Raw genomic sequence first — 21,460 nt, forward strand, 5'->3', positions numbered from 1 at the left:
CTATTTCACGCGAATGCGCGGGTCGAGCAGTGCGTTGAGCACGTCGGCCAGCAGGGTGAGAACGATGTAGATCACGGCAATCAGCAACACCACGGCCTGAACCACCGGGAAGTCGTCACGGGCGATGGCATCCCAGGCCAGTTGACCGATGCCTTGAAGGGAGAACACCGTTTCGATGACCACCGAGCCGCCGAGCATGAAGCCGAATTCCACGGCCGCCAGTGCGACCACTGGGATCAGGGCATTGCGCAGCGCGTGCTTGAACAGCACGGTCGAAGGGCGCAGCCCTTTGGCGCGAGCAGTGCGGATGTAATCGGAGTTGAGCACATCGAGCATCCCGGCGCGGGTCAGGCGCATGATGGCCGGTGTGGCGTAGTAACCCAGGGCAATGGCGGGCATCACAAAATGCGCCCAGGTGGCATTGCCGGAAACCGGCAGCCATTTCAGCGTGACCGAGAACACCACGATCAGCATCAGGGCAAACCAGAAGCTGGGCATCGCCTGACCCAGAACCGCGATGCTCAAGGCCAGACGATCAATCCAGGTATCGCGCTTGACCGCTGCCAGTACGCCCAGCGGAATGGCGATCAAGAGGGCGATGCCCAGAGCCATGGCTCCCAGGCCGAGGGTGATCGACAGGCGCGAGGCGATCAGGTTGTAGACCGACTCCTGAAAGAAGAACGAATCACCCAGGTCCAGGCGCAGCAGGTCGCCCAGCCAGTTGAAGTATTGAGTGACCAGCGGCTTGTCGAGGCCGTACTGCACACGGATCTGCTCGATCTGTTCGCTGGTGGCTTCCGGTCCGCCAATGGCGGTGGCCAGGTCACCGGAAAGGTGCAGGAGAGAGAAACTGATGATCGACACGGTAATCGCCACGCACAGGGCGATACCAAGGCGACGCAAAAGGAATCCATACATGGCAAGTGACCTTGTATCCATGGGATGACATTGATGAGTGCGCAGTGGTGCCGCACTCACCGATTTACTTCAGGTGGCGCTTACTTCCAGCTCGACAGAACGAAGCGCGGCAGCTCGTCCGGGTAAGGCTTGAAGTTCAGGTCCGAGACATACGCATAGTTCATCGAGTAGTTGAACAGCGGTGCCCAGTAGGCCTGTTCGCTGATGCGCTGCAAGGCCAGGCGGTAGTTGTCCTTGCGCACTTGTGGGTCCAGCGCGTTGTCTGCGGTTTGCAGCCAGCCCTGGACTTGCGGGTCCTTGATGTTGTCGTCCGGGTTGCCTTTGAACCATGTGCCGGCCGAGGCCGAGGTGTCGAGGATCGAGAACGAGCCCCAGGCCTGGAACGACATCGGCACCTTGCCGCCGCGCTGCTGGTCACGCAGTGCCGCGTATTTCAGGTAGCGAAGCTTGGCGTTGATCCCTACGGCGCGCAGGTTGCCGATAATCGCCTCTACATAGTCTCGGTCACGGTAGGCGAAGATTTCAGTCTCGAAACCATTGGGATAGCCCGCTTCTGCAAGCAGCGCCTTGGCCTTGGTCGGGTCGTAGTTGTAGACCGTTGCCGCCGTGGTGTCGCAACCGAACTGACCAGGGTAGCAGGCCACTTGCAGCGGCTTGCTTTCGCCGCCCACCAGTTGTGAAGCCAGGCCTTCACGGTTGATCGCGTGGTTGATTGCCTGACGCACCTTGAGGTGCTTCATGGGCGAATCGGCGCTGGAGGTGCCACGGGCATCGAGGATCAGAAATCCGATACGCATGGTCCCGCCGCTGGTCACCACCAGGCTTTGCATGCCCTTGAGGCTTTGCGCCTGATCCGGTGCCACGCGCCAGACCCAGTCAACGCCACCGGTCATCAGCTCGGCGAGGCGGGTTTCGGAGTCCGCAATCACCTTGAACTGGATATGACCGATTTTCGGCTGGCCTTGCGGGCTGCCCTGGAAGTAGTCCGGGTTCTTGTCCATGTTCACGCCGACACCGCTGGTGATGGACGCAACCTTGTAAGGGCCGGTACCCACCGGTTTGCGGCTGAACTCAGCCAGGCCGACTTTCTCGAAATAGTTTTTCGGGAACATCGGTACGGCATTGGACAGGTATTCGAGTGCGGCCGGGAAGGGCTTTTTCAGGTGCAGGCGGACGCTGTAATCCCCCAGCTTTTCTGCGCTCTTGATCCAGTCGACGTTTTGTATGGTGACGACCTTGGAGTCCGGCGACACCACGTAGTTGAGGGTGAACACCACATCGTCGGCCGTGAAGGCATCGCCGTTGTGGAATTTCACGCCCTGGCGCAATTCGAAATCGATGGTGCTGTCGTCGACCTGTTTCCAGCTGGTGGCCAGCATGGGTTCCAGTTGGCCGCTGTCGGGGTTGCGATAGACCAGGTTATCCCAGATGAGTCGACCCAGAATGACGCCTTCGCGCAAGTCGTTGTGATAAGGACTGATGTTTTCAGGTTCACTGTCGGATGCGTAAACCAGCGTGTCATCGGCTTTGCCTGCGAAGGCGGAAAAGCTGCTGAACAAGCCCAGCAGCGCAATGCTGCGAGCGAAACCCTTGATGCCCATGCCGTCATCTCCATAAGGCGAAGTGGTTGTATCAAAGGGCAGTGGATCGCAAATGCGAAAGGAGAAAGGAGTACAAGCAGGCAATGGTTTTATTAGGCCTCGACACGACTCTAGGCAAAGCGTATCAATGCCACAAGCACAATCTTTCGATACTTGCTTTGCCGAAAAGGCAACGCTGGAGGCGTTCATGCAACTCTACGGTGTGCAATCCACGGCCTTGCGCTACTTTCTGGAAGTGTCGCGCTGCGGGTCGATCAGTGAGGCATCATTGCGACTGAATGTCGCGGCATCGGCGGTCAGCCGCCAGATCGCCAAGCTGGAGCGGGATCTGGATGCGGTGCTGTTCGAGCGGCGTGCCCGAGGTATGGTGTTGAGCGAGGCGGGGATACGCCTGGCGGCCTATGCGCGCAAATCCCAGCTCGAAGCCGAGCAGGTGGTACTGGAAATCACCGAATTGCACGGCTTGCAGCGCGGTCATGTCCGCATTGCCTGTTCCGAAGGCTTCGCCCTGGAATTTCTGCCCAAGGCCATCGCGCTGTTTCGCCGGACCTATCAAGGCATCCATTTTTCACTGGAAGTCTGCGCACCGGCCCAGGCCACGGAAAAGGTACGCTCCGGCGATGCTGACCTTGGCCTGACGTTCAGCCTGACGCCGCAAAAGGAGATCAAGGTCGAATACATCCATACCGGAGCCATCTGCGCGGTGGTGAGCAACCACCATCCTCTGGCAGAACGCCCGGAAGTCTCGCTGGCAGAGCTTCAGCCTTATGCCATCGCCTTGACCAATACCGATACGACACTGCGTCAGTTGTTCGATATCTGCTGCGGCGTACAGGGCCTGCTGTTCGATCCGGTGCTGACCAGCAATTACATAGGCGCGCTGTTGCGCTTTGTCCGGGAGGAGGGCGGCATCAGTCTGTCCAGTGAAATGACGCTGGACAGGCGTCTGCTTGGCAAGGAGTTGCGCTCTCTGCCGATCAGCGACGAAGGCATGAAAGCCCGACGCATCGAGTTGCAGAGCATGGCCGGGCGCAACCTGCCCGCGGCGGTCAGTGCGTTTCGGGACTTCCTGATCGAGGAGCTGGCGAAAACCTGAGGCGCAATACCCGAGGAGGCATGTCTGGTTCTCTGGTTGCTAATGTTATAGTGTATCAATATTGGCTGGCGTAGAACGTTGCCCATATCGCTTACATCATGCTTCGCCCGTGGTGGCGGAGCAGGCCAACGAGATGAACTACAGAAATGAATAACCCCCTCCCTGACGTTGCCCTGACGGAAGTTTCCAAAGTCCTGATTCCCCTTGACTGGGTAGGCATGCAAGGTGTCGAAGTCCCGATTCAGTTGGGCGAACCCGGTGTGGCGCATCCGATACATGCCTATGTGGATCTGCAGGTCGACCTGGCGGATCCCGGCGTCAAGGGTATTCATATGTCGCGCCTTTATACCTTGCTCGACAGCTTTGCCGAACATCAGCCATTCATTCCTGGCACCCTGGCGGCGCTGCTTGAAGCCATGGTCACCAGCCATGCCGATTGCCATTCCAGCCGCGCCCGGCTCAAGGTGAATTTCAATCTGTTGTGTCGCCGACCGGCATTGAAAACCCCAGGCCTGAGTGGCTGGAAATCCTATCCAGTGACATTGAGTGCGGTCTGGGCAGGAGGGCGGTTATCCCTCGATGCCTCGGTGGATGTCACGTATTCCTCGACCTGCCCGTGTTCGGCAGCCTTGTCGCGCCAGTTGGTGGAAGAGGCGTTTCTGGCGCGCTTTGCCGGTCAGGAAGCATTGAGTCCTGCTCATGCGGCGGTCTGGCTGCGTGAAAATGCTTCCTTCGCAACACCTCATAGCCAGCGCAGTGTGGCAACGGTTCAGGTACGCATCTCGGAGCAGGCCACCGCGCTTGGCCTGATGGCATTGATCGATGCCACCGAAAGCGCCCTGGGCACTCCGGTGCAAACTGCCGTCAAACGCGCCGACGAGCAGGCCTTTGCCCGGCTCAATGGCCAGAATCTGATGTACGTCGAAGACGCTGCACGCAAGATCCAGCAGGCACTGGAAGGGCTGTTTGCCGCATCCAGTGTCAGCGTGCGTCACCTGGAAAGCCTGCACCCCCACGATGCCGTGGCCTATACCTCCAACTATACGTCCTGAGGACTACCACCGTGATCCGCAAGAACCCTTCCGGCCATCTGCCGGTCATTGCCGAGTCAGCCTATATCGATAAAACCGCGATCATCTGCGGCAAGGTCATCATCAAGGACAACGTCTTTGTCGGTCCCTATGCCGTGATCCGGGCCGACGAGGTCAACGCCAATGGCGATATGGACCCGATCATCATCGGTGCCAATTCCAATATTCAGGATGGCGTGGTGATCCACTCCAAGTCCGGTGCGGCAGTGACCATCGGCGAATATACGTCCATTGCTCACCGCTCCATCGTCCACGGCCCCTGCACGGTGGGCGACCGGGTTTTCGTCGGCTTCAACAGCGTGCTGTTCAACTGTCAGGTGGGGAATGGCAGTGTCGTGCGCCATAACTCGGTGGTGGATGGTCGCGATCTGCCGGAAAGTTTCTACGTGCCGTCCACCACCCGCATCGGCCCGAACACCGATCTTTCGCAGTTCCCGCCGGTGAGTATTTCGGCCTCGGAGTTCTCGGAAGATGTGGCACACACCAATATCGATCTGGTTCGCGGCTACAAGGCCTTGCAGAACGAGTTCTGAAATATGGCACTGTCATGGGCAAGCCTGACTGCGGCACAATGCGCCCGGCGTTTTGTGTGAGCGAGGCTTGCCCGCACGTTTGAAGCATCATGCACCTGTTACAGCCCTCAACGGACAAGAACCTTCCATGACAACAGCTGTTCCCTCGACTCCTGCGCCGTCCTCACGGTTGCGATCGATCGACGCCCTGCGCGGGTTGATCATTCTTTTCATGTTGCTGGACCATGTGCGGGAAACCTTCTTCCTGCACCGTCAGGTCAGTGATCCGATGGATGTCGCCACGACTGCGCCGGAACTGTTCTTCAGCCGCTTGCTGGCCCACGTGTGTGCGCCCTTGTTCGTGCTGTTGACCGGGCTTTCGGCCTATCTGTATGGCGAAAAGTACAGTGGCAGAACTGACGTTTCGGCCTTTCTGCTCAAGCGCGGCCTGTTCCTGATTGCCCTGGAGTTCACGCTGGTCAGCTTCGCCTGGACCTTCAAATTCCCGCCCACCATTATTTACCTTCAAGTCATCTGGGCTATCGGTCTGAGCATGGTTGCCTTGTCGGTGATGGTGTTTCTGCCGCGCTGGGCGCTGGTGGTGATCGGGCTGGTAATCGTTGCCGGGCATAACCTGCTGGACTCGCTGCATTTCGGTGTCGAGTCGGCCATGCATATTCCGTGGGCGATTCTGCATGATCGCGGCTGGATCGAAGTCAGTGACACCCTGCGTTTGCGCACCTCTTATCCGTTGCTGCCCTGGATCGGTGTCATCGCTCTGGGCTATGCCGCCGGCCCCTGGTTTTCGTCGGCTATGGATGCTGTTGCGCGCCGTACTCGCTTGCTGGTCTGGGGGCTGGGCGCGCTGGTGGGTTTCATGGTCCTGCGCGTCATCAACGGCTATGGCGAAAAGCCCTGGAGCGTTGGTGAAACCGGCGTGCAGACGCTGATGAGCTTTTTCAATATCACCAAATACCCGCCGTCACTGCTGTTCATCAGCCTGACACTGGGCGTTGGCCTGCTGGTGCTGATCTGGTTCGAGCGTATTCAGGATAAGGGCTGGTTGAAACCGCTGGTGACCCTGGGCGCAGCACCGATGTTCTTCTACTTGCTGCACCTGTATGTGCTGAAGTTCCTGTACCTGATTGCTGTAGCGATCTGGGGCAAGAATCAGGGCGATTACTTCGGTTTCGATGCGATGTGGGGCGTATGGCTGAGTTCAGTGCTGCTGGCGGTGGTGTTGTTCCCGGCAGTGCGCTGGTTTGCGGGGCTGAAAGCGCGGCGGCGTGATATTACCTGGTTGAAATACCTGTAACGCCGACCTGCAGGAGCGGACTTGTCCGCTCCTGCAGATTTTGTTGCATCAATCGTGATGCGCTTCCCCCACGAAGGTCAGCGAGGTAAACAGGCCTCGCGCTTCGATATCGGCATCGTTGCTGACCGGCAGCGTGACTTCGGCGGCAATCACATTCAATCCCTCGTTACGCACGACTACATTGGCGCGACCTTCAGCATCGGTTTCGGCACTCACCACGTCCGGAGCGCTGCGGTAATCCCCGAACAGCTTGATACCCGCCGCAGGCTTGCCATCCACCAGCACACGCACCGGCAACGGTTTGCCCGGCCCGACTGTCAGCGGGTCGACCTGAGGCACGATCACGAACTTCAGTTTGTCGAATGACGGCAGGCGAGCGCCTTCCTCATAAATCGCCAGGCTGTACTTGAAGGTATGGATCGACTCGGTGCCGCCCGGTACTTTGCTGCGGCCTTCGTTGATCCACTTCTTGTCCTTGTTTCTGGTCCACATGCCGTTGTCCAGCGCGACAGACATCACCGCCACCGGCTTCAGGGGGTGCAGGCGTGCATGGTCGTCCAGACGCTGCACCGTGACCGGAACCCTCCGGCCAGCAAGATCATAGGCCCAGGCTCCGCTGACCTTTTGCGCCTTGAAGGCGTTGTCTTCTGCGCCATGGCCGTAGACCACTTCGATATTGCCGCGACGCTGTTCGGTCCACAGACCGTGAGCGCTCGCATGGCCCGCGAAAAGGGCGCCCAGCAGGCTCAAGGCCAGAACTGATGGTTTGCAAATCATGATGCGTCCTTTTTTCCGGTCAGAGGTTGAGGGTCAGGCTGACAGTGAAGTTACGTGGCTCGCCCGGTGCGACCCAGTAATTGCTGTAGGAGCGCTCGAAGTATTTCTCGTCAAACAGGTTGTTGAGGTTCAGGCCAACGGTCACGTTCTCAGTGGCCTTGTAATGGGCGAGCAGGTCTACGGTATGGTAAGCCGGCAGCTCGAAACGGGTCCCGGCTTCGCCGGAGCGATCCCCGACATAGGTGAACGCGGCGCCCACATCAGAGCCTCGCAATACGCCTTCCTGGAATTCATAAACGCCCAGCAGGCTGCCACTGCGCTTGGCGACACCGAGAATCCGGCTGCCGGTCGGAATGGTCCGGTCACCCTTGGTCACTTCGGCATCGATATAGGCAAAGGCCCCGATCACACGGATGGCATCGGTGACTTGACCCGTCAGTTGCAGATCCACGCCCTGACTGCGAGCCTCACCGATGGCACGGTTGCTGTCGGTGGAAGGATCGAGGGCCAGCACGTTTTCCTTCTCGATATGGAAGGCGGCGAGGGTGGTGCTCAAGCGATCGTCGAACAGCTCGCTCTTGATCCCGATCTCGTAACCGACACCTTCTTCCGGATCGAAGGTTTTACCTGAGGCATCCAGACCGTTATTGGGTTTGAATGAGGTCGAGGCGTTGGCGAACAGGCCGACTTGTGGCGTCAGTTGATACAGCAGGCCGGCGCGCTGGGTGAAGGCGTCATGGCGCTGTCTTGAGGTCGGGTTGGTTGCGGTAGGGGTGTAGTCATCGATCTGCTGATCGAAATGCTCGTAGCGAGCACCGATCATGCCGCGCAACTTGTCGGTGAAAACGATCTGATCCTGCAGGTTCAGGGCTCGGCTTTCGACATGCTCGAAGAAGTCCGTACCGGTGCGGGCACCATTGGGTTTGGCCTGGCCATAGACCGGGTTGTAGATATTGATGGCATAGTTGCTGCCGCCAATATTGGTAACCCGCTCGTTCTTGCGGTAGTTCTCGTATTCGGTGCCGATCAGCACCTCATGCTCCAGCCCCACGGCGTCGAAACGGCCGCGCAGTTCCAGTTGGGTGATGCTGTCATGCCAGTTCATGTCGCGTTCGCGATAGCGGCGGTTGACGGTTTGCGAGTTGGCGCTCAGCGCCCGGGATTCACTGGCGTAGCCCGACAGTTCGCCTTCCTTGTAATGGCTGGCCAGACGCAGCGACCAGGCATCATTGAGGTGATGATCCAGCGCGACCTGAATCATGTTGTTGTCGTTATCGATATCGTCGTCCGGCTCGCCCAGAAAGGTGGAACGGGACATGCCGCTCCACTTGTTGTTCGGCGCGACGATGCCACGGTCGAAAGTGGACTTGTGGCGTACGAACTCGGTTTCCACCAACAGGCTGGTGTCGGGATTCAACTGCCAACTGAAAGACGGGGCCACGAACACGCGATTGCTCTCGACGTGATCGCGGAAACTGTTGTTGTCCTCGACCGCCAGATTGACCCGCGACAGGACATTGCCTTCTTCATCCAGAGGCGTGTTTACGTCCAGCGCCGTGCGATAACGATCCCAACTGCCAGCACTGGTTTGCAGCGTGGTGAACGCCTCGCGTTGCGGCTTCTTGGTCACGATATTGACCGTACCGCCGGGATCGCCACGGCCATACAGGCTGGCCGCCGGGCCTTTCAAGACCTCGATACGCTCTATATTGGCGGTGTCCGGCGTCGTCGGGTAACCACGGTTGGCGCTGAAGCCATCCTTGTAGAACTCGGAAGTGGTAAAGCCGCGAATGCTGTACTCGTAAAGGGTCAGACCGCCGAAGTTATTCTGCTTCGACACACCACCGGCATAGTCCAGGGCGCGTTCGACACTGTTGCTGCCCAGGTCCTTGAGTACCGAGGCCGGAACCACGCTGATGGATTGCGGAATGTCCTTGATGGCGGTGTCGGTCTTGGTCGCCGTTGCCGAGCGCGTGGCCCGATAACCCTGAACCGGGCTGGTGGCCGTCTCATAGTGGTAATCGGAGGAAATGTTGACGCTGTCCAGTTCGAGGGTTTGCGGCAGTTCTTCAGCGAAACTGACATTGCCCAGCACTCCGATTGCCAGGCTGGTCAGAGACGCGATTTTACGAGACGACATGGAGGACTTCCTGATAGTTATCGATACAATATAACATCTCCATTGAGAATTATTACTGAGTGTGAATGTAACTGGATGTAAATTTTTTGCTCTGCCGATGCCCGTCGCCATGGCTTGCCGGCAGCGAGGACCGATCACGCAGGTCCCACCGATGTCTGCGATGAGGAAATCCTGATCTGCGCTGGAGGTGGGGAGTGCATCGTCAGTGGTAAGGATGTTCAGTTGATCCACTTGTATTTATATTGGCCAAGCTGTTTTGAGAGCAGAAGAGGGCTGACTCCTGGCCGTGTGTACCTGCAGAAACTCTATTGGGGTGATTTTATGAGTACGTTGTATTCGCTGCGCTCGTTTGTGAAAACAGAGGGGTCTGACGCCGAGCCCGTTGTCAGAGAGCACTTGGAGCTTCTGGTGCAACTCAGTGAAGCAAAGGCCGATTATTTCAAGATCAAAACGGCTTCTGACTTGCGTGTGTCGGGAACCACGGACAATGCTCAAGTCCCCATTGAAAGCATTCTGGAAACAGACTCCAGGGTATTTGCAGTGACAAGGATCGAAGGCGATACGATAAAAAATACCGTCGAGCCACTGATGGAAAAAATATCTCCGGGCGTGGGGAGCGGGGGTAAGAAAGCTATCAATGCCATGGTGACAAACATCGTGTCCGGCTTTCTGGGGAATTCGCCAGCCTTTGGAAATACCGAAGAATATTACATTGTCTACGCTGAGCATAATGCGCTCATAAGGCTTGATATCCACCTGTGGAATCAGAAGGTGAATTTTTCAGGGGAGGTGAAGAAAGAGTTAAATGGCCTGTTGGTAATGACCTACTCGAAATCGGCCATCGACGTGCAAAAACTTAAACTGAATACATTCATTGCTCTGTATCAGCGCCAGCTTTCTTCGATAAACCTCAAGATTGACATTGATGAGATATCCCGGATCAAAAGCATTTATAGCTTGCTTCATGACGCCTGATTCCCAAAAAAAGGTCGGTTGAAGTCAGCACTCAATTCATCCAGAGGGCGCTTGTGAGGCGCCCTTTACGTTTCACTTTTCAAGCCGCATCGATCTTTACCCTGACCGGCTGTTCACCCGCCAACTCAATGCATTTCAACGCAAGAATCGTTGTGGGATCGACCAGCGCGACGGTGTGATCCTTTATCTGAAACACCTCGCTGTGGGCGAGTACCAATGGCAATTCCGTGCAGCCGAGAATCAACACTTCAGCGCCCAGTTCACACAGGTGCTCCGCCGCCAGCAGCAATTGCTCCTTGCAGAGACCCTCCGTGAATCCGGCCTTGATGCCGCGCTCGCCGTAGATGGCTTCCATGACCATGTGCTGGTAATCGAGCCCCGGCGTGATGATCTGTAGCCCTGCGCGGTTTGCCGCTTCGTGGTAGACCTGACTTTGAACCGTACCGGACGTGGCCAGGAGGCCGACGTTCTTGCCTGAGCCGTATTGCTGCACGATCCACTCCACCGTTTCGGTCAGCATGTTGACGATGGGTACCCGCAAATGAGGCTGGATGCGTCCGACAAAAGCGTGAGCGGTGTTGCAGGGGATTGCGATGGCGTTTGCACCAGCGCTTTCCAGGCGTTTGCAGGTTGCGTACATCGCCATGGTCGGGTCGGTTTCGTCATGCAGCAAGCTGGCGGTGCGATCAGGGATCTGCGGATTCTGCTCGACCACCATCTTGATGTGTTCCTGATCCTTTCCCGCTGGAGTATGGGCAACCACTTTGCCCATGAAGTCCACGGTGGCGGCAGGCCCTACGCCGCCTACGATGCCAAGTTTGAAAGGCGGGCGTGCAGACTGGCCTTTTTCCAGCGTCGCAAAGCTGGCGTAGATTTCGTTGATATCCAGAACCGATACCCCGCGGCGCTGAAGCTCTGGGCAAACCAGTGATAGCTCCGTCATACCGGGGAGCACCACCGCAGCCCCTTGCGCCTGCAAGGAGAGACACGCCTCATGGACCGTTTTCAGAGGCGCGCCTTCAAGGTGGCCGTCCTTGATGCCGTTAACGCCGTACATCGCGTCCATCAGCGCAGACTGCGCTTCTGGATCGGGGTAAACGATCCTGAAATCCTGGCCCAGATACCGCTCGAACAGCCCTGAATGAGCGACGAAATCCGAAGCAATCACGCCCAGCGTCGTTCCGGGTTTGATCCTGAGACGAATGTGCCGTACCAGCGCCTGCATCATGTCCAGCACCGGAATGCCCAGTTCCTCCTGAATTTCGGCGCGGAACGTATGGCTGGCAAAGCAGGGAAGCATCACCGCATCGACACCGCTTTCCTCGAACGACTTGCACACCTGGAACACATAGAACTTGCGCGACGTCATGTTGGCTTCCTTGTCCAGCGGCAGCCGCACGTCCTTGAACGGGTGCTGCTCGAACAGGAAGTGGTAGCGGCCCTGATCCTCAAGCACCGCCCTGGATTTGACCAGCTTGTAGAAGAGGTCACCACCGGCCAGCGAGCCCAGCCCTCCAACAATACCCAGCTTGCGAACAAAGGCACCCTTGCTGGCCGACCTGGATTTTCTCTTCATGACCCTGCTCCTCAGGCGACCGAAACCGGGTGTCCGGGTTGGGCGTGTACATCTGCGTTATCCGCTGTTTCATCGGGCTCTTCGTGTGGCTCGGATTTCGCGACCACGGCTGTGGCGATGCTGTTGCCCACGACGTTGGTGGCGGTACGCGCCATGTCCAGAAACTGGTCGATGCCGATGATCAACAGCAGCCCGGCTTCCGGCAGGTTGAACATCGGCAGGGTTGCGGCGACCACGACCACCGAAGCACGTGCCACGCCTGCCATGCCTTTGCTGGTGATCATCAGCGTCAACAGGATCAACAGTTGCTGGGTGAAGCTCAGGTCAATGTTGTAGGCCTGGGCGATGAACATGATGGCGAAGGCCTGGTACATCATCGAACCATCGAGGTTGAACGAATACCCCAGCGGCAATACGAAACTGGACACCCGCTTGGGCGCACCGAATTTCTCCAGGGCTTCCATGGTTTTCGGGTAGGCGGATTCGCTGCTGGCTGTCGAAAACGCCAGCAGAATGGGTTCGCGAATCAGCTTGCCCAGCGTGAAAACGGAACGCCCGAGGAACAGATAGCCAGCACCGAACAGCACGCCCCAAAGGACCGCAATCCCCAGATAGAACTCGGCGATCAGCTTGCCGTAATCGACCAGCAGACCCAGCCCCTGAGTCGTGATCGCCGAAGCGATGGCCGCAAACACACCGATTGGTGCCAGGGCCATGACGTAATCGGTGATCTTGAACATCACCTTGGCCAGCTCATCGATGGTGTCGGTGATCCGTGTGTAACCGGCGCGCTTGACGCCAGCCAGCGCAAAGCCGAAGAACAGTGAGAACACCACGATCTGCAGAATCTCGTTATTGGCCATGGCCTCGGCAATGCTGCGGGGAAACACGTGGCTGATGAACACCTTGAGGCTGAAGTCGCCGGTATTGACCGGCACCGCCGCCGTCGCATGCTGGGTGACGTCCATATTGAGCCCGGCTCCGGGCTGAAACAGGTTGACCAGCCCCATGCCGATTGTCAGCGAGATCACCGAAGCGGTCACGAACCAGGCCATGGCGCGCATGCCGATGCGCCCGACCGATCGTGAGTTCCCCAGGCTGGCAATGCCGCCGACCAGCGTGGCGAATACCAGCGGTGCGATGATCATCTTGATCATGCGCAGGAAAATATCGGTGATCATCGAAAAGTACGAAGCAATCTGCCTGGCATTCTGCTCGTTCCCTGCGAAATGGTGACACGCCCAACCCACCAGCACGCCCAGTGCAATACCAATGGCGATTTGCCGTGGAAGTCTGTTTTTCTTCACGAAGCTGTCCTCAAGTGGTTTTTTGATTTTTTTATCCGGCAGGAGACCAATCAGATTCGCCCAATGGCTCTTGTGGCCCTGGTGCTAGCGGCGATTCTAGGGAAGCGCTTGTCAGCGATGATGAGTAATCATGCTAAACCCATGCGTTTTTGGAATAGTTGCTCAAATGGCAGCGATAGGGCTGCGAAGTCGACGTAAAATGCACCTCTCACAGCGGGAGATGCGGGTATGCAAATCAAATGGCTGGACGATCTTCTGGCTATCGCCGAATGGAAAAACTTTTCCCGTGCGGCCGAAGTTCGTTGCGTGACCCAATCGGCCCTGTCGCGACGGATTCGCTCACTTGAAGAGTGGGTGGGCGTCGAGCTGGTTGACCGTGGCACCTATCCCGTGCGACTTACCGCTGCCGGAAGCGCCTTCTGTGAAGAGAGCCGTGAAGTGTTGGCAGGCTTGCTGAGGCTGCGCTCAACCTTGCGCGAAGTGGAACGCATGCCTGGGCGTTCCATTCAGGTCACGGCCGGGCACAGCCTGTCGATGACGTTTCTGCCCAAGTGGCTTTCGCAGTTTCAGCAACAGAACGAGCAATTCAACGCACGGGTTGTCGCCGCCAACATCCATGATGCCGTGATTGCTCTGGAGGAGGGCAGTTGCGACCTGATGATCGTCTACCACCATCCCCTTGCGCCCATCATGCTGAATGCCGAACGCTTCGGCAGCCTGGCCTTGGGGCATGACGCTTTCATCCCCTTGTGCGCCCCGGACAAGAAAGGCCAGCCGTTGTACCGCTTGCCGGGCAGCGCCGCAAAACCCGTCCCGCACCTTGCCTACACCGCAACGACGTTTCTGGGGCGTGTCGCTGATATCGTCACCAAGAATGGCCCGACTCCCCTCAATCTGGAGCGCTGCTACGAAGCGGACATGGCCATGCTCCTGATGCGCATGGCCATCGAAGGCTACGGCGTGGCCTGGTTGCCACAAAGCGCGGTTGTTGACGAGCTTGAACGAGGGTTACTGGTAAGAGCCGGTGGCGAAGAGTGGAGTACTCGTCTGGAAATCCGTTCTTACTGCGCGATAGCCAATCAGAACCCGACCATGCGCAAACTCTGGAAAACGCTGGAAGGGGCTTCGCGGCTGAATCAGTAAATGCTGTGAGCAAATGATGGCTAAGCGTATCGCTAATGGAAACTCCCCAATTTCTGCCCAATGTTGCTCACGGATTGCAGAAGGTGATCAACTGGTTTCGGACTTGCGTGTCCGGCTTGCAGGCATGGAAGCAGTAGAAGAAAAAAGACGGCAATTCGATATGAATATCCGGAAGAAAATCGAGCAGGCGGCTGACGATGCGATAGAAAACTATGCCCGCTCGCAAAAGTACGAACGGGTAGTGGGTAGCGACTCCAGCATCGTGTACAACGAGAAAAAGGTCGTGCTGGATATCACCGAGGCGGTTATCGAGTCGATCAAAAATCGATAGTGAAATGCAGTCTTTCATGAGTGCGCTTTGCGAATGAATTCGCTCACTCAAGGAGCGAATTCATTCGCGAAGACGATCAAACCACGCCATACACCTGCTGCAACCGGTCACGATAGAAATCAAACGCCGCCCGTGCCCCGGCAATCACTTCCTTGTCCTGTTCTTCAGTCAGTTCCAGTGCATCCAGTTGCTGGACGAAGGCGCGCCAGTGCAGGGCGCGGCCGTCTTCGTGGGCGGCAAGGTGGCGGGCGCCGTGGGTTTCGTTCAGGTCGAGCTGGCGAGTGTGTTTGAACAGGATGGCAGCGCCCAGGTTCGAGCCTTCGCTGCAATACAGCCAGCCCAGTGCATGATAGACCGAGCCGATGGCGGCCGGTGCCGGGGTGTGCGGCGTGGGGATCTGCAGATCGTTCAGGTCCGCTTCGACGGCCGGGAAGCGGTCGAGCTGGCTCAGGCCTGGCAGCAATTCGTTCAGGTTTTCATTGAGGTAGACCGGTTGCAGCGCACCATGAAAACCATGTTGCAGGCGCAGGAAGTTGCCGTAGTTTTCAATGCTCTGAAAGGGCGCGTTGCGCATGACCAGATCGTTGATGTTGTCGTGTTCGGTATGAGTCCCGGCTTTCAGTCGTTTGGCGCGTGATAGCGGTTCTGCAAGGGTGGCGGTGGACATGTCGGACTCCAGCGTGAAAGTAGAAATGCACGATAGAGTCCGCGTCAGTTGCCAACAATCGCGGGTCCATTAAGAGTTGTTAAGGTCAGAATGCGGCTTCGCGAATCAATACGGCGACCACATTCTGCCAGGCGTAAAGCAGCGGGCTGCGCGTCTCGGCGTCGATGCTGACGCTGCCTCTGAGGACCTGTTCGATGTTCTGCGATGCTCCGCGCGGTTGCAGCAGAACCCGATACACCGCCTGTTCCGGGACGGGTTCGTGTTCCTTGTTCAGACGGGTGGCGATGCCGCCCTGATAATCCGAAGCCAGTTCGGGAGCCGAAGCCAGTTTGCGCACGGCGGTTTGCTCGACTCGGGTTACCAGCAGCTCGATGCGCGGACGAGACAAGTCCTCGGGGTAGAACCAGGCGCGATTGTCTGCGGCGATGCGGTGCATGTCCTGTTCACTGACGAAAGCCTCGATCAATGCGCTGCCCGGCGCGGCGAGGGTCGCCAGCCATTCTCCGGGCGGCAGCCATTGGCCGACAGCCAGGGGCTCGGCCATATCGACAAGGGTGCCGTCGAAGGGTGCACGAATCTGCAATTGATCGATCTGGCTGCGCAAGGCGTTGTAGCGCTCCTGAGCGGTGTCGAGTTCACGCTGCACCACCGGCAAGCGGGTGGCGGCGTCCTTGTCCATGCGCTGGAAGCTCAGTTGCCAGCTCAGGGTCTTGATCTGGAGTTCAAGGTTGCTCAGTTCATGAGTCAGCGTCGGTGCTTCAAGGCGAAACATCGGTTGATCGCGCTCGATAATCTGACCGGGCCGCACATTGATGCTTTGCAGCCGGGCACCGTTGGGCACCAGCAAGGGTGCCTGCTGGCTGGCGCGCAATAGCGCCGGAGCCTGGACGCTGCTGCGCCATGGCAGGCAGACGCCCAGTAGCAGAGCAGCGAGTACAGCGCAGGTGATCAGGGTATTGCGGTTCATGCGGTAGTCCTTGCGGCGTCCGGCCCAGTGTTGCAACTCGCGAAAGATCGGCATCAGGATAAAAACGCCGATCTCGACGGCGAACAGCAGCAGCCCCAGCAACTTGAATGCGAAGTGATAGACCAGCAGGGCAATGCCCAAAAACAGGAAAAAGCGGTAGATCCAGGTGCCGAAGGCGTAGAGCAGCAGCGTACGTTCCAGCCACGGCTCGAACACTTCCGGGCGCGGGTCGTCCAGGCCGAACAGCCACTCGCGCAGACGCCAGCGGGCCAGCGCAAAACCACGGCTTTGCAGATTGGGAACGTCCAGCGCATCGGACAGCAGAAAGTAGCCATCGAAACGCATCAAGGGACTTAGGTTGATGGCCAGGGTCAGAATCCAGGTGGTGGTCGCCAGCATGAAGGCCGCACTGCGCAACGGGCCGTCAGGCAAGAAACTCCAGAGCAGGGTCGCCCAGGCGGCCAGTGACAGCTCCACCAGCATGCCTGCCGCGCCAATCGCCAGGCGCTGGCGGCGTGCAGTCAGGCGCCAGGCCCCGGTGGTGTCGGTGTACAGCACCGGCCACATCACCAGCAAGGCCACGCCCATACTGGCTACCCTGCAACCGAAACGCTTGCAGGTGTAAGCATGTCCCAGTTCGTGAAGCACCTTGGTACAACCCAGGGTCATGGCTGCCAGCAGCGCGCCTTCAAGGCTGAAGAAGTGCAGGAAGGTATGCACGAAGACGTCCCACTGACGGGCAACCAGGATCAGTCCGGTCAGGGCTGCCATCAATGTCAGAAGGGCAAAGCCGCGACTCATCAACGGTCGCACCCACGGCAATGTACGCTCCAGAAACGCATCGGGATTGACCAGCGGAATACGCACGAACAGGTAGTTGTGCATTAGCCAGCCGGCCCAGCCATGTTTGTTCTGCTGGCTGATCTTGAGCAGCCTGTCGTTGCCTTCCGGCCCTTGGACCTGGACCAGTTGCAGGTTGCCGAGAAACGCCGCAAAGCCTTTGATGTCCTGAATATCCAGGGTCAGGGATGTCTGGGTGTTGACCGCATCCAGCACCTTTTGGCTGTTGCCGGTTTCCCAGCGGGCCAGCATTTCCACTTCGGCCCAGCCAAGCCGGAAGAACTGCCCGCGAGCAGGGTCTTCAAGGGTCCAGCTGGGCGAGCCGTCGCGCAGTCTTGGGCCGCGATGCAGTTTCAGTTCCTGGCGCAGTTGTGGCAGGTCCATGCTTGAAGGGCTGTGCATCACTTACAGCCCCACATGGATACGCAAGGCTGCCAGAGGTCGGCGCAACAGGTAGTAGAACAACACCGTGGGTTCGGCATACAGCTTGGCACTGCCCTTGAGGCCGATGCGGATACGTGGGTCCTGGGTATCGAAGGTGCCTTTCAGTCGATAGGCCATCACGCCATCGGGGTTGACGCTGGCGCGGTAGCCGATGCGTTGCAAGGTCGCATCCAGTGGCGCCGTGGGGTCGGTGTTCAGGAACAGCTTCACCGGTGTCTGCGCTTGCAGGGCAATGGCATCAGCGACGGGGAGCTGGATTTCCAGATCGGCATCCTGAGGTTCGGCGATCAGCATGATGCGTTCTCCCAGATTGACGGGACGACCGATCCAGTCACTGGGATCATCGAAAATCGCGATGCCGTCACGGGGAGCTTCAATGCGCAGGCGATTGAGGTTGGCGGTGTAGAACTCGACATCGTTTCTGGCCTGCTCGCGTCGTCCTTGCAGGGTGGCCAGTGTGGCTTTACTGCGTTCGTCGAACAGCGCCTGTTGCTGAGCCTGACGCAGTTCGGCATCGGCCACGGCGTAGGCCTGTCGAGCCGACTCCAGATGATTGCTTTGCTCGCGGGTATCGAGTTGTACCAGCGGTTGGCCTGCGGTGACTCGCTGGTTCGGCTGAACCAGAATGCGGTCCACTACCGCAGCCAGCGGCGCACGCAGCACGGCCGGGTCCCGTGCAACGATTTCCGCCGGAGCCAATACCGACTGTCGCACCGGTAGCATCAATAATGCGGCTACGGCCAATCCGGCAGCCCACCACAGGCGTTTGCGTCTGCGCAGTGGCTGGCGTTGCGGACGATGCCTCAACAGGCTGCTCCAGGCGTGGCCATAGCAATCCAGCAGCAAGGGCGCCAACAGCCGTTCGGTGTCGCGCAGCGGGACATCGCGACTCAAGAGCAACGCGCCCAGAAGCGGGCCGCCCGCCTTTTGCAACGGCAGCCAGATCAGGCGCTGTGCGCAATACTCGCTCCATTGCGGCTGGTCTTCGGTGGCCACCGTCGAAGCGGTCAGTTCATGGATATGCCGGGCATTGTCGGTCTGTTCCCAGCGACGGCACTGGCGGTTCAGCCAGGTCACCATGGGAGCCTGCTGCTCCACGACGGCCAGCCCCGAGAAGCCTTGTACGGTCTGGGTGTCGCAGCGCCAGAGGATGGCTTGCCGGTATTCGAGCAGCGAGTGGCTGTCGTTGAGCAGAATGAAGCCCAACGCTTGCAGGCTCTCGGCAGCGCGGACTTGCTGCTCCAGTTGGACCAGCAAGGTCAGGTGTTCCATGGAGCGGCTTTGCGCCTGAATCATGACTCACCCGGAGCCGTCAGTTTCGCCACGCCGCTCATGCCCGGCAGCAGGCTTTCATCGCTCTGGGTGATGCGCCCGAATACTTTCACCGACTGGCTGACCGGGTCGATGATCGCGCCGATCCGGCTGATCTGCGCCGGATAGTCCTTGCCGCTTTCGTCCAGATGCACGCTGAAGTTCTGGCCCGGTTTGAGCCAGCGCAACCAGTTGGACGGCACGATCAGTTCCAGCTCATAGGCGCTGTCATCGTAGATGCTCAGCAGCTCCTTGCCTTCCGCGACGTACTCCCAGCGTTGCGCCTTGCGTGCCGCGACTCGCCCCGAGAAGGGCGCAGTGATTGCGCAGCGTCCCAGAATCGCCTGGTTGATACCGCTTTCGGCCCTGGCAACTGCCATGGCCGCCTGGGCCTGGGTCACATCGGCGACGCTGATGGAGTTGAGCTTGTCGAGGCGGTTGGCGACTTCAAGCTTCTTGCGTGCGCCTTCCTGCACGGCGGCGGTACGATTCAACTGCGCCTGATAGACACTGCAATCGAACGCCACCAGCCGGTCGCCTTTCTTGAATCGCTCACCTTCCTTGATGGACAGTTCGGTGATCTTCCCGGCGACTTCGCTGGACAGCGTGGTCTGGGCAATGGCGCTCAGTTGCACGCGCAACACTGGCTGGGTATCAGCAGCATGCGCCATGTTGGCGGCAACGCTGATCAGAATCGCCAGCCAGACTCGCGAATGCTGTCTGATGGAGGCTGGTTCAGCGTGCATTTGTCGTGCTTCCCTGTTCCTTGAGCTCAACGCCTTGCAGCGAACCCAGACTGTCGAACATATCGACCCTGGCAATCGGCGCGATGGCGACCGGGCTGACAGGGGCCGGGCGGCTTTGGGCTGCGGTATTCAGCGGTGTTTCAAAACGCGGGATATGCACCTGACCGCTTGCCAGGTCAACTGCATTGCGGGCGATGGCCTGAGTCAGTTCGGCAATGCTTTCGCCTGCCAGACGCTGGGGCAGGGGATCGAGCCCGGCAGCCTGCTGAATGGCGCCGTAGGTGGCTTGCAGCTCTGCGAAGCTGCGATCACGGGTGCGTTTCGCCAACACGGTTTCGGTTTCGATCCGTACCTTCTCCAGCAGGCTCTGAGCCTGGCTGCTATAGGCACTTTCACTTTGCGCCAGAATGCCGTCCTGCAAGCGTTGCAGCTCGTTGGAACGCTCGAACAACTGGTGGGCGCGCTGGTATTGCTGCCAGGCCACGTTGACCTGGGTCAGCACCGCCATGCGCACCGCCTGACGACGCAGTTCGGCCACGGCTTCGCGGTTTTCGCCAGTCTTCTTGATCGACGAATAGGACAGCACGCTCATCAGGTTCCAGCTGATCTGCATGCCGGCGTCGGCCCATTGTTCATTGACCAGATAGCTGTTGCTGTCACGGTTCAGGCCTGCGAACAGATTGACGCCGGGCAACAGCTTGAGCATTGCCATGCGGGTTTCCAGCACCGCATTGCGGGCCTGATAGGTTTCTTCGCGGATTTCCGGGCGTTGGGTCATGGCCAGGGTTTCCAGATCGTCCAGGCTGTAGGCCACGGCGGGCGCAGTCATGCTGGCATCGTCCGGGACGGCCAAGGTGTACTGGCTGGCAGGCGGAATGTTCATCAAGCCTGCAAGACGTGCCTTGGCCAGCGCCAGTTCCCCATCCAGCACTTCCAGCTGACGAATCATTTCCACCAGGCTTTTCTGGTAGCGCAGCGAGTCGATAGGCGTGAGCAGACGCTCGCGTTCGGTGACACGAGCCTGATCCAGCGCGGCGCGGGCCTGAACCAGTGTGGATTGCACCTGCGGCTTGAGGCGTTGCGCCGTGGCAGCATCCCAGTAAGCGGTACGTACTTGCTGGATGATGTCGGCAATCACCCGGCGACGACGTTCTTCAGCCGCCAGACTCTTGTTGGCCTGGACCTTGGCGCCGAAGTAGCTGATACCGAAATCCAGCACGTTCCACGACAACTGCAAGTCAGCCGTATGGCCGGAACGATCAGAACTGGTGGAAGGCTCAAGGGATTGTGTCCGGGTGCGGACCGATTCACTGGAGGACCCGGCGACATTGTCCCGGCCACGCCAGCCTGCGCGAGCGGCCAGTTGCGGCAGCATCGACAGGTTCTGGGTATCGAGCAGACCTTCTTCCATGGCCTGTTCCATCAGGCCGAGGCGTTGTTGCAGGTTGTATTTCACCGCTCGCGCCATGGCTTCGTTGAGGCTGACCGGTCGGCTCAGGGGCTCTTGCCGGTCGAACATCTTGCTGCGGTCGGCACTGGCCTGGGCCAGTTGCTGGTCCAGGCTGACAGGTTCGGGTTTGACCGCACAGGCGCTCAGGCCGGCAATGATGCAGCCGATGGTCAGGCACAGGACGGTCTTGCGCAGCACAAGGCCTGGCAGTCGCTGTTCTTGGGTGATTCTGGACATTGTTGCGTTTCCCCTG

At 58.7% G+C, this 21,460-nt stretch carries 18 protein-coding genes; 7 read left to right on the forward strand and 11 right to left on the reverse strand.

What is annotated here, in order from left to right; translation table 11 throughout:
* Together KGD89_RS10045 and KGD89_RS10050 are read right to left on the reverse strand one after the other, a co-directional pair.
* Complete coding sequence (locus KGD89_RS10045; protein WP_025259652.1) at positions 1 to 918, reverse strand: ABC transporter permease; 918 nt, start codon at positions 916 to 918, stop codon at positions 1 to 3.
* 80 nt (positions 919 to 998) lie between these two features.
* On the reverse strand, positions 999 to 2,519 hold the full coding sequence (locus KGD89_RS10050) for an ABC transporter substrate-binding protein (RefSeq protein WP_025259653.1): 1,521 nt from the start codon (positions 2,517 to 2,519) through the stop codon (positions 999 to 1,001).
* Between the two features lie 187 nt (positions 2,520 to 2,706).
* Between KGD89_RS10050 and KGD89_RS10055 the strand changes: the two genes are divergently transcribed.
* The 4 genes from KGD89_RS10055 to KGD89_RS10070 all read left to right on the forward strand — a co-directional run bounded on the left by KGD89_RS10055 (position 2,707) and on the right by KGD89_RS10070 (position 6,533).
* Positions 2,707 to 3,615, forward strand: a complete 909-nt coding sequence (locus KGD89_RS10055; RefSeq protein ID WP_025259654.1) for a LysR substrate-binding domain-containing protein — start codon at positions 2,707 to 2,709, stop codon at positions 3,613 to 3,615.
* 146 nt (positions 3,616 to 3,761) lie between these two features.
* Complete coding sequence (gene folE2, locus KGD89_RS10060) at positions 3,762 to 4,667, forward strand: GTP cyclohydrolase FolE2 (RefSeq protein ID WP_025259655.1); 906 nt, start codon at positions 3,762 to 3,764, stop codon at positions 4,665 to 4,667.
* Between the two features lie 11 nt (positions 4,668 to 4,678).
* Entirely contained in the window at positions 4,679 to 5,239 is a 561-nt protein-coding gene (locus tag KGD89_RS10065; protein WP_025259656.1) for a gamma carbonic anhydrase family protein, read from the forward strand.
* A 127-nt stretch (positions 5,240 to 5,366) separates the two neighbouring features.
* The gene (locus tag KGD89_RS10070; RefSeq protein ID WP_025259657.1) at positions 5,367 to 6,533 is read left to right on the forward strand and encodes a DUF1624 domain-containing protein; all 1,167 of its coding nucleotides are present in this window, start codon (positions 5,367 to 5,369) and stop codon (positions 6,531 to 6,533) included.
* A gap of 48 nt (positions 6,534 to 6,581) precedes the next feature.
* On the opposite strand, the gene KGD89_RS10075 is transcribed toward KGD89_RS10070, so the two are convergent.
* Together KGD89_RS10075 and KGD89_RS10080 are read right to left on the reverse strand one after the other, a co-directional pair.
* A complete protein-coding gene (locus tag KGD89_RS10075) occupies positions 6,582 to 7,310 on the reverse strand; it encodes a DUF4198 domain-containing protein (RefSeq protein WP_025259658.1) in 729 nt (242 codons plus the stop codon).
* Between the two features lie 19 nt (positions 7,311 to 7,329).
* Positions 7,330 to 9,450 carry a TonB-dependent siderophore receptor gene (locus tag KGD89_RS10080; protein WP_025259659.1) on the reverse strand — a complete coding sequence of 707 codons (2,121 nt, stop codon included), beginning with the start codon at positions 9,448 to 9,450 and terminating at the stop codon, positions 7,330 to 7,332.
* 321 nt (positions 9,451 to 9,771) lie between these two features.
* On the opposite strand from KGD89_RS10080, the gene KGD89_RS10085 reads away from it, so the two are divergent.
* On the forward strand, positions 9,772 to 10,425 hold the full coding sequence (locus KGD89_RS10085) for a hypothetical protein (protein WP_143008681.1): 654 nt from the start codon (positions 9,772 to 9,774) through the stop codon (positions 10,423 to 10,425).
* 79 nt (positions 10,426 to 10,504) lie between these two features.
* Here KGD89_RS10085 and KGD89_RS10090 read toward each other — a convergent pair whose 3' ends face one another.
* Positions 10,505 to 12,001 (reverse strand): cysteate racemase, encoded by a 1,497-nt coding sequence (locus tag KGD89_RS10090; RefSeq protein ID WP_025259661.1) that lies wholly within the window; start codon positions 11,999 to 12,001, stop codon positions 10,505 to 10,507.
* An 11-nt stretch (positions 12,002 to 12,012) separates the two neighbouring features.
* Positions 12,013 to 13,308: a dicarboxylate/amino acid:cation symporter gene (locus tag KGD89_RS10095; RefSeq protein ID WP_025259662.1), complete on the reverse strand. Its 1,296-nt coding sequence runs from the start codon at positions 13,306 to 13,308 to the stop codon at positions 12,013 to 12,015.
* Between the two features lie 228 nt (positions 13,309 to 13,536).
* Between KGD89_RS10095 and KGD89_RS10100 the strand changes: the two genes are divergently transcribed.
* Entirely contained in the window at positions 13,537 to 14,451 is a 915-nt protein-coding gene (locus tag KGD89_RS10100) for a LysR substrate-binding domain-containing protein (RefSeq protein ID WP_025259663.1), read from the forward strand.
* Positions 14,452 to 14,467: 16 nt separating this feature from the next.
* Positions 14,468 to 14,782 carry a hypothetical protein gene (locus KGD89_RS10105; RefSeq protein ID WP_143008680.1) on the forward strand — a complete coding sequence of 105 codons (315 nt, stop codon included), beginning with the start codon at positions 14,468 to 14,470 and terminating at the stop codon, positions 14,780 to 14,782.
* 76 nt (positions 14,783 to 14,858) lie between these two features.
* On the opposite strand, the gene KGD89_RS10110 is transcribed toward KGD89_RS10105, so the two are convergent.
* The 5 genes from KGD89_RS10110 to KGD89_RS10130 all read right to left on the reverse strand — a co-directional run bounded on the left by KGD89_RS10110 (position 14,859) and on the right by KGD89_RS10130 (position 21,444).
* Positions 14,859 to 15,449 carry a biliverdin-producing heme oxygenase gene (locus KGD89_RS10110; protein ID WP_025259664.1) on the reverse strand — a complete coding sequence of 197 codons (591 nt, stop codon included), beginning with the start codon at positions 15,447 to 15,449 and terminating at the stop codon, positions 14,859 to 14,861.
* 85 nt (positions 15,450 to 15,534) lie between these two features.
* Complete coding sequence (locus KGD89_RS10115) at positions 15,535 to 17,658, reverse strand: HlyD family efflux transporter periplasmic adaptor subunit (protein ID WP_025259665.1); 2,124 nt, start codon at positions 17,656 to 17,658, stop codon at positions 15,535 to 15,537.
* Between the two features lie 3 nt (positions 17,659 to 17,661).
* Positions 17,662 to 18,996, reverse strand: coding sequence for an efflux RND transporter periplasmic adaptor subunit (locus tag KGD89_RS10120; protein WP_025259666.1), 1,335 nt, complete (start codon positions 18,994 to 18,996; stop codon positions 17,662 to 17,664).
* The gene (locus tag KGD89_RS10125; protein ID WP_051427722.1) at positions 18,993 to 19,757 is read right to left on the reverse strand and encodes an efflux RND transporter periplasmic adaptor subunit; all 765 of its coding nucleotides are present in this window, start codon (positions 19,755 to 19,757) and stop codon (positions 18,993 to 18,995) included. Before KGD89_RS10125 ends, KGD89_RS10120 begins: the two co-directional genes overlap by 4 nt.
* Positions 19,747 to 21,444 carry a TolC family protein gene (locus tag KGD89_RS10130; RefSeq protein WP_201016809.1) on the reverse strand — a complete coding sequence of 566 codons (1,698 nt, stop codon included), beginning with the start codon at positions 21,442 to 21,444 and terminating at the stop codon, positions 19,747 to 19,749. The genes KGD89_RS10125 and KGD89_RS10130 overlap by 11 nt, the downstream gene beginning before the upstream one ends.
* Positions 21,445 to 21,460 lie beyond the last annotated feature (16 nt).

Origin of the sequence: Pseudomonas cichorii, from assembly GCF_018343775.1 — a bacterium.
Lineage (GTDB): Bacteria > Pseudomonadota > Gammaproteobacteria > Pseudomonadales > Pseudomonadaceae > Aquipseudomonas > Aquipseudomonas cichorii.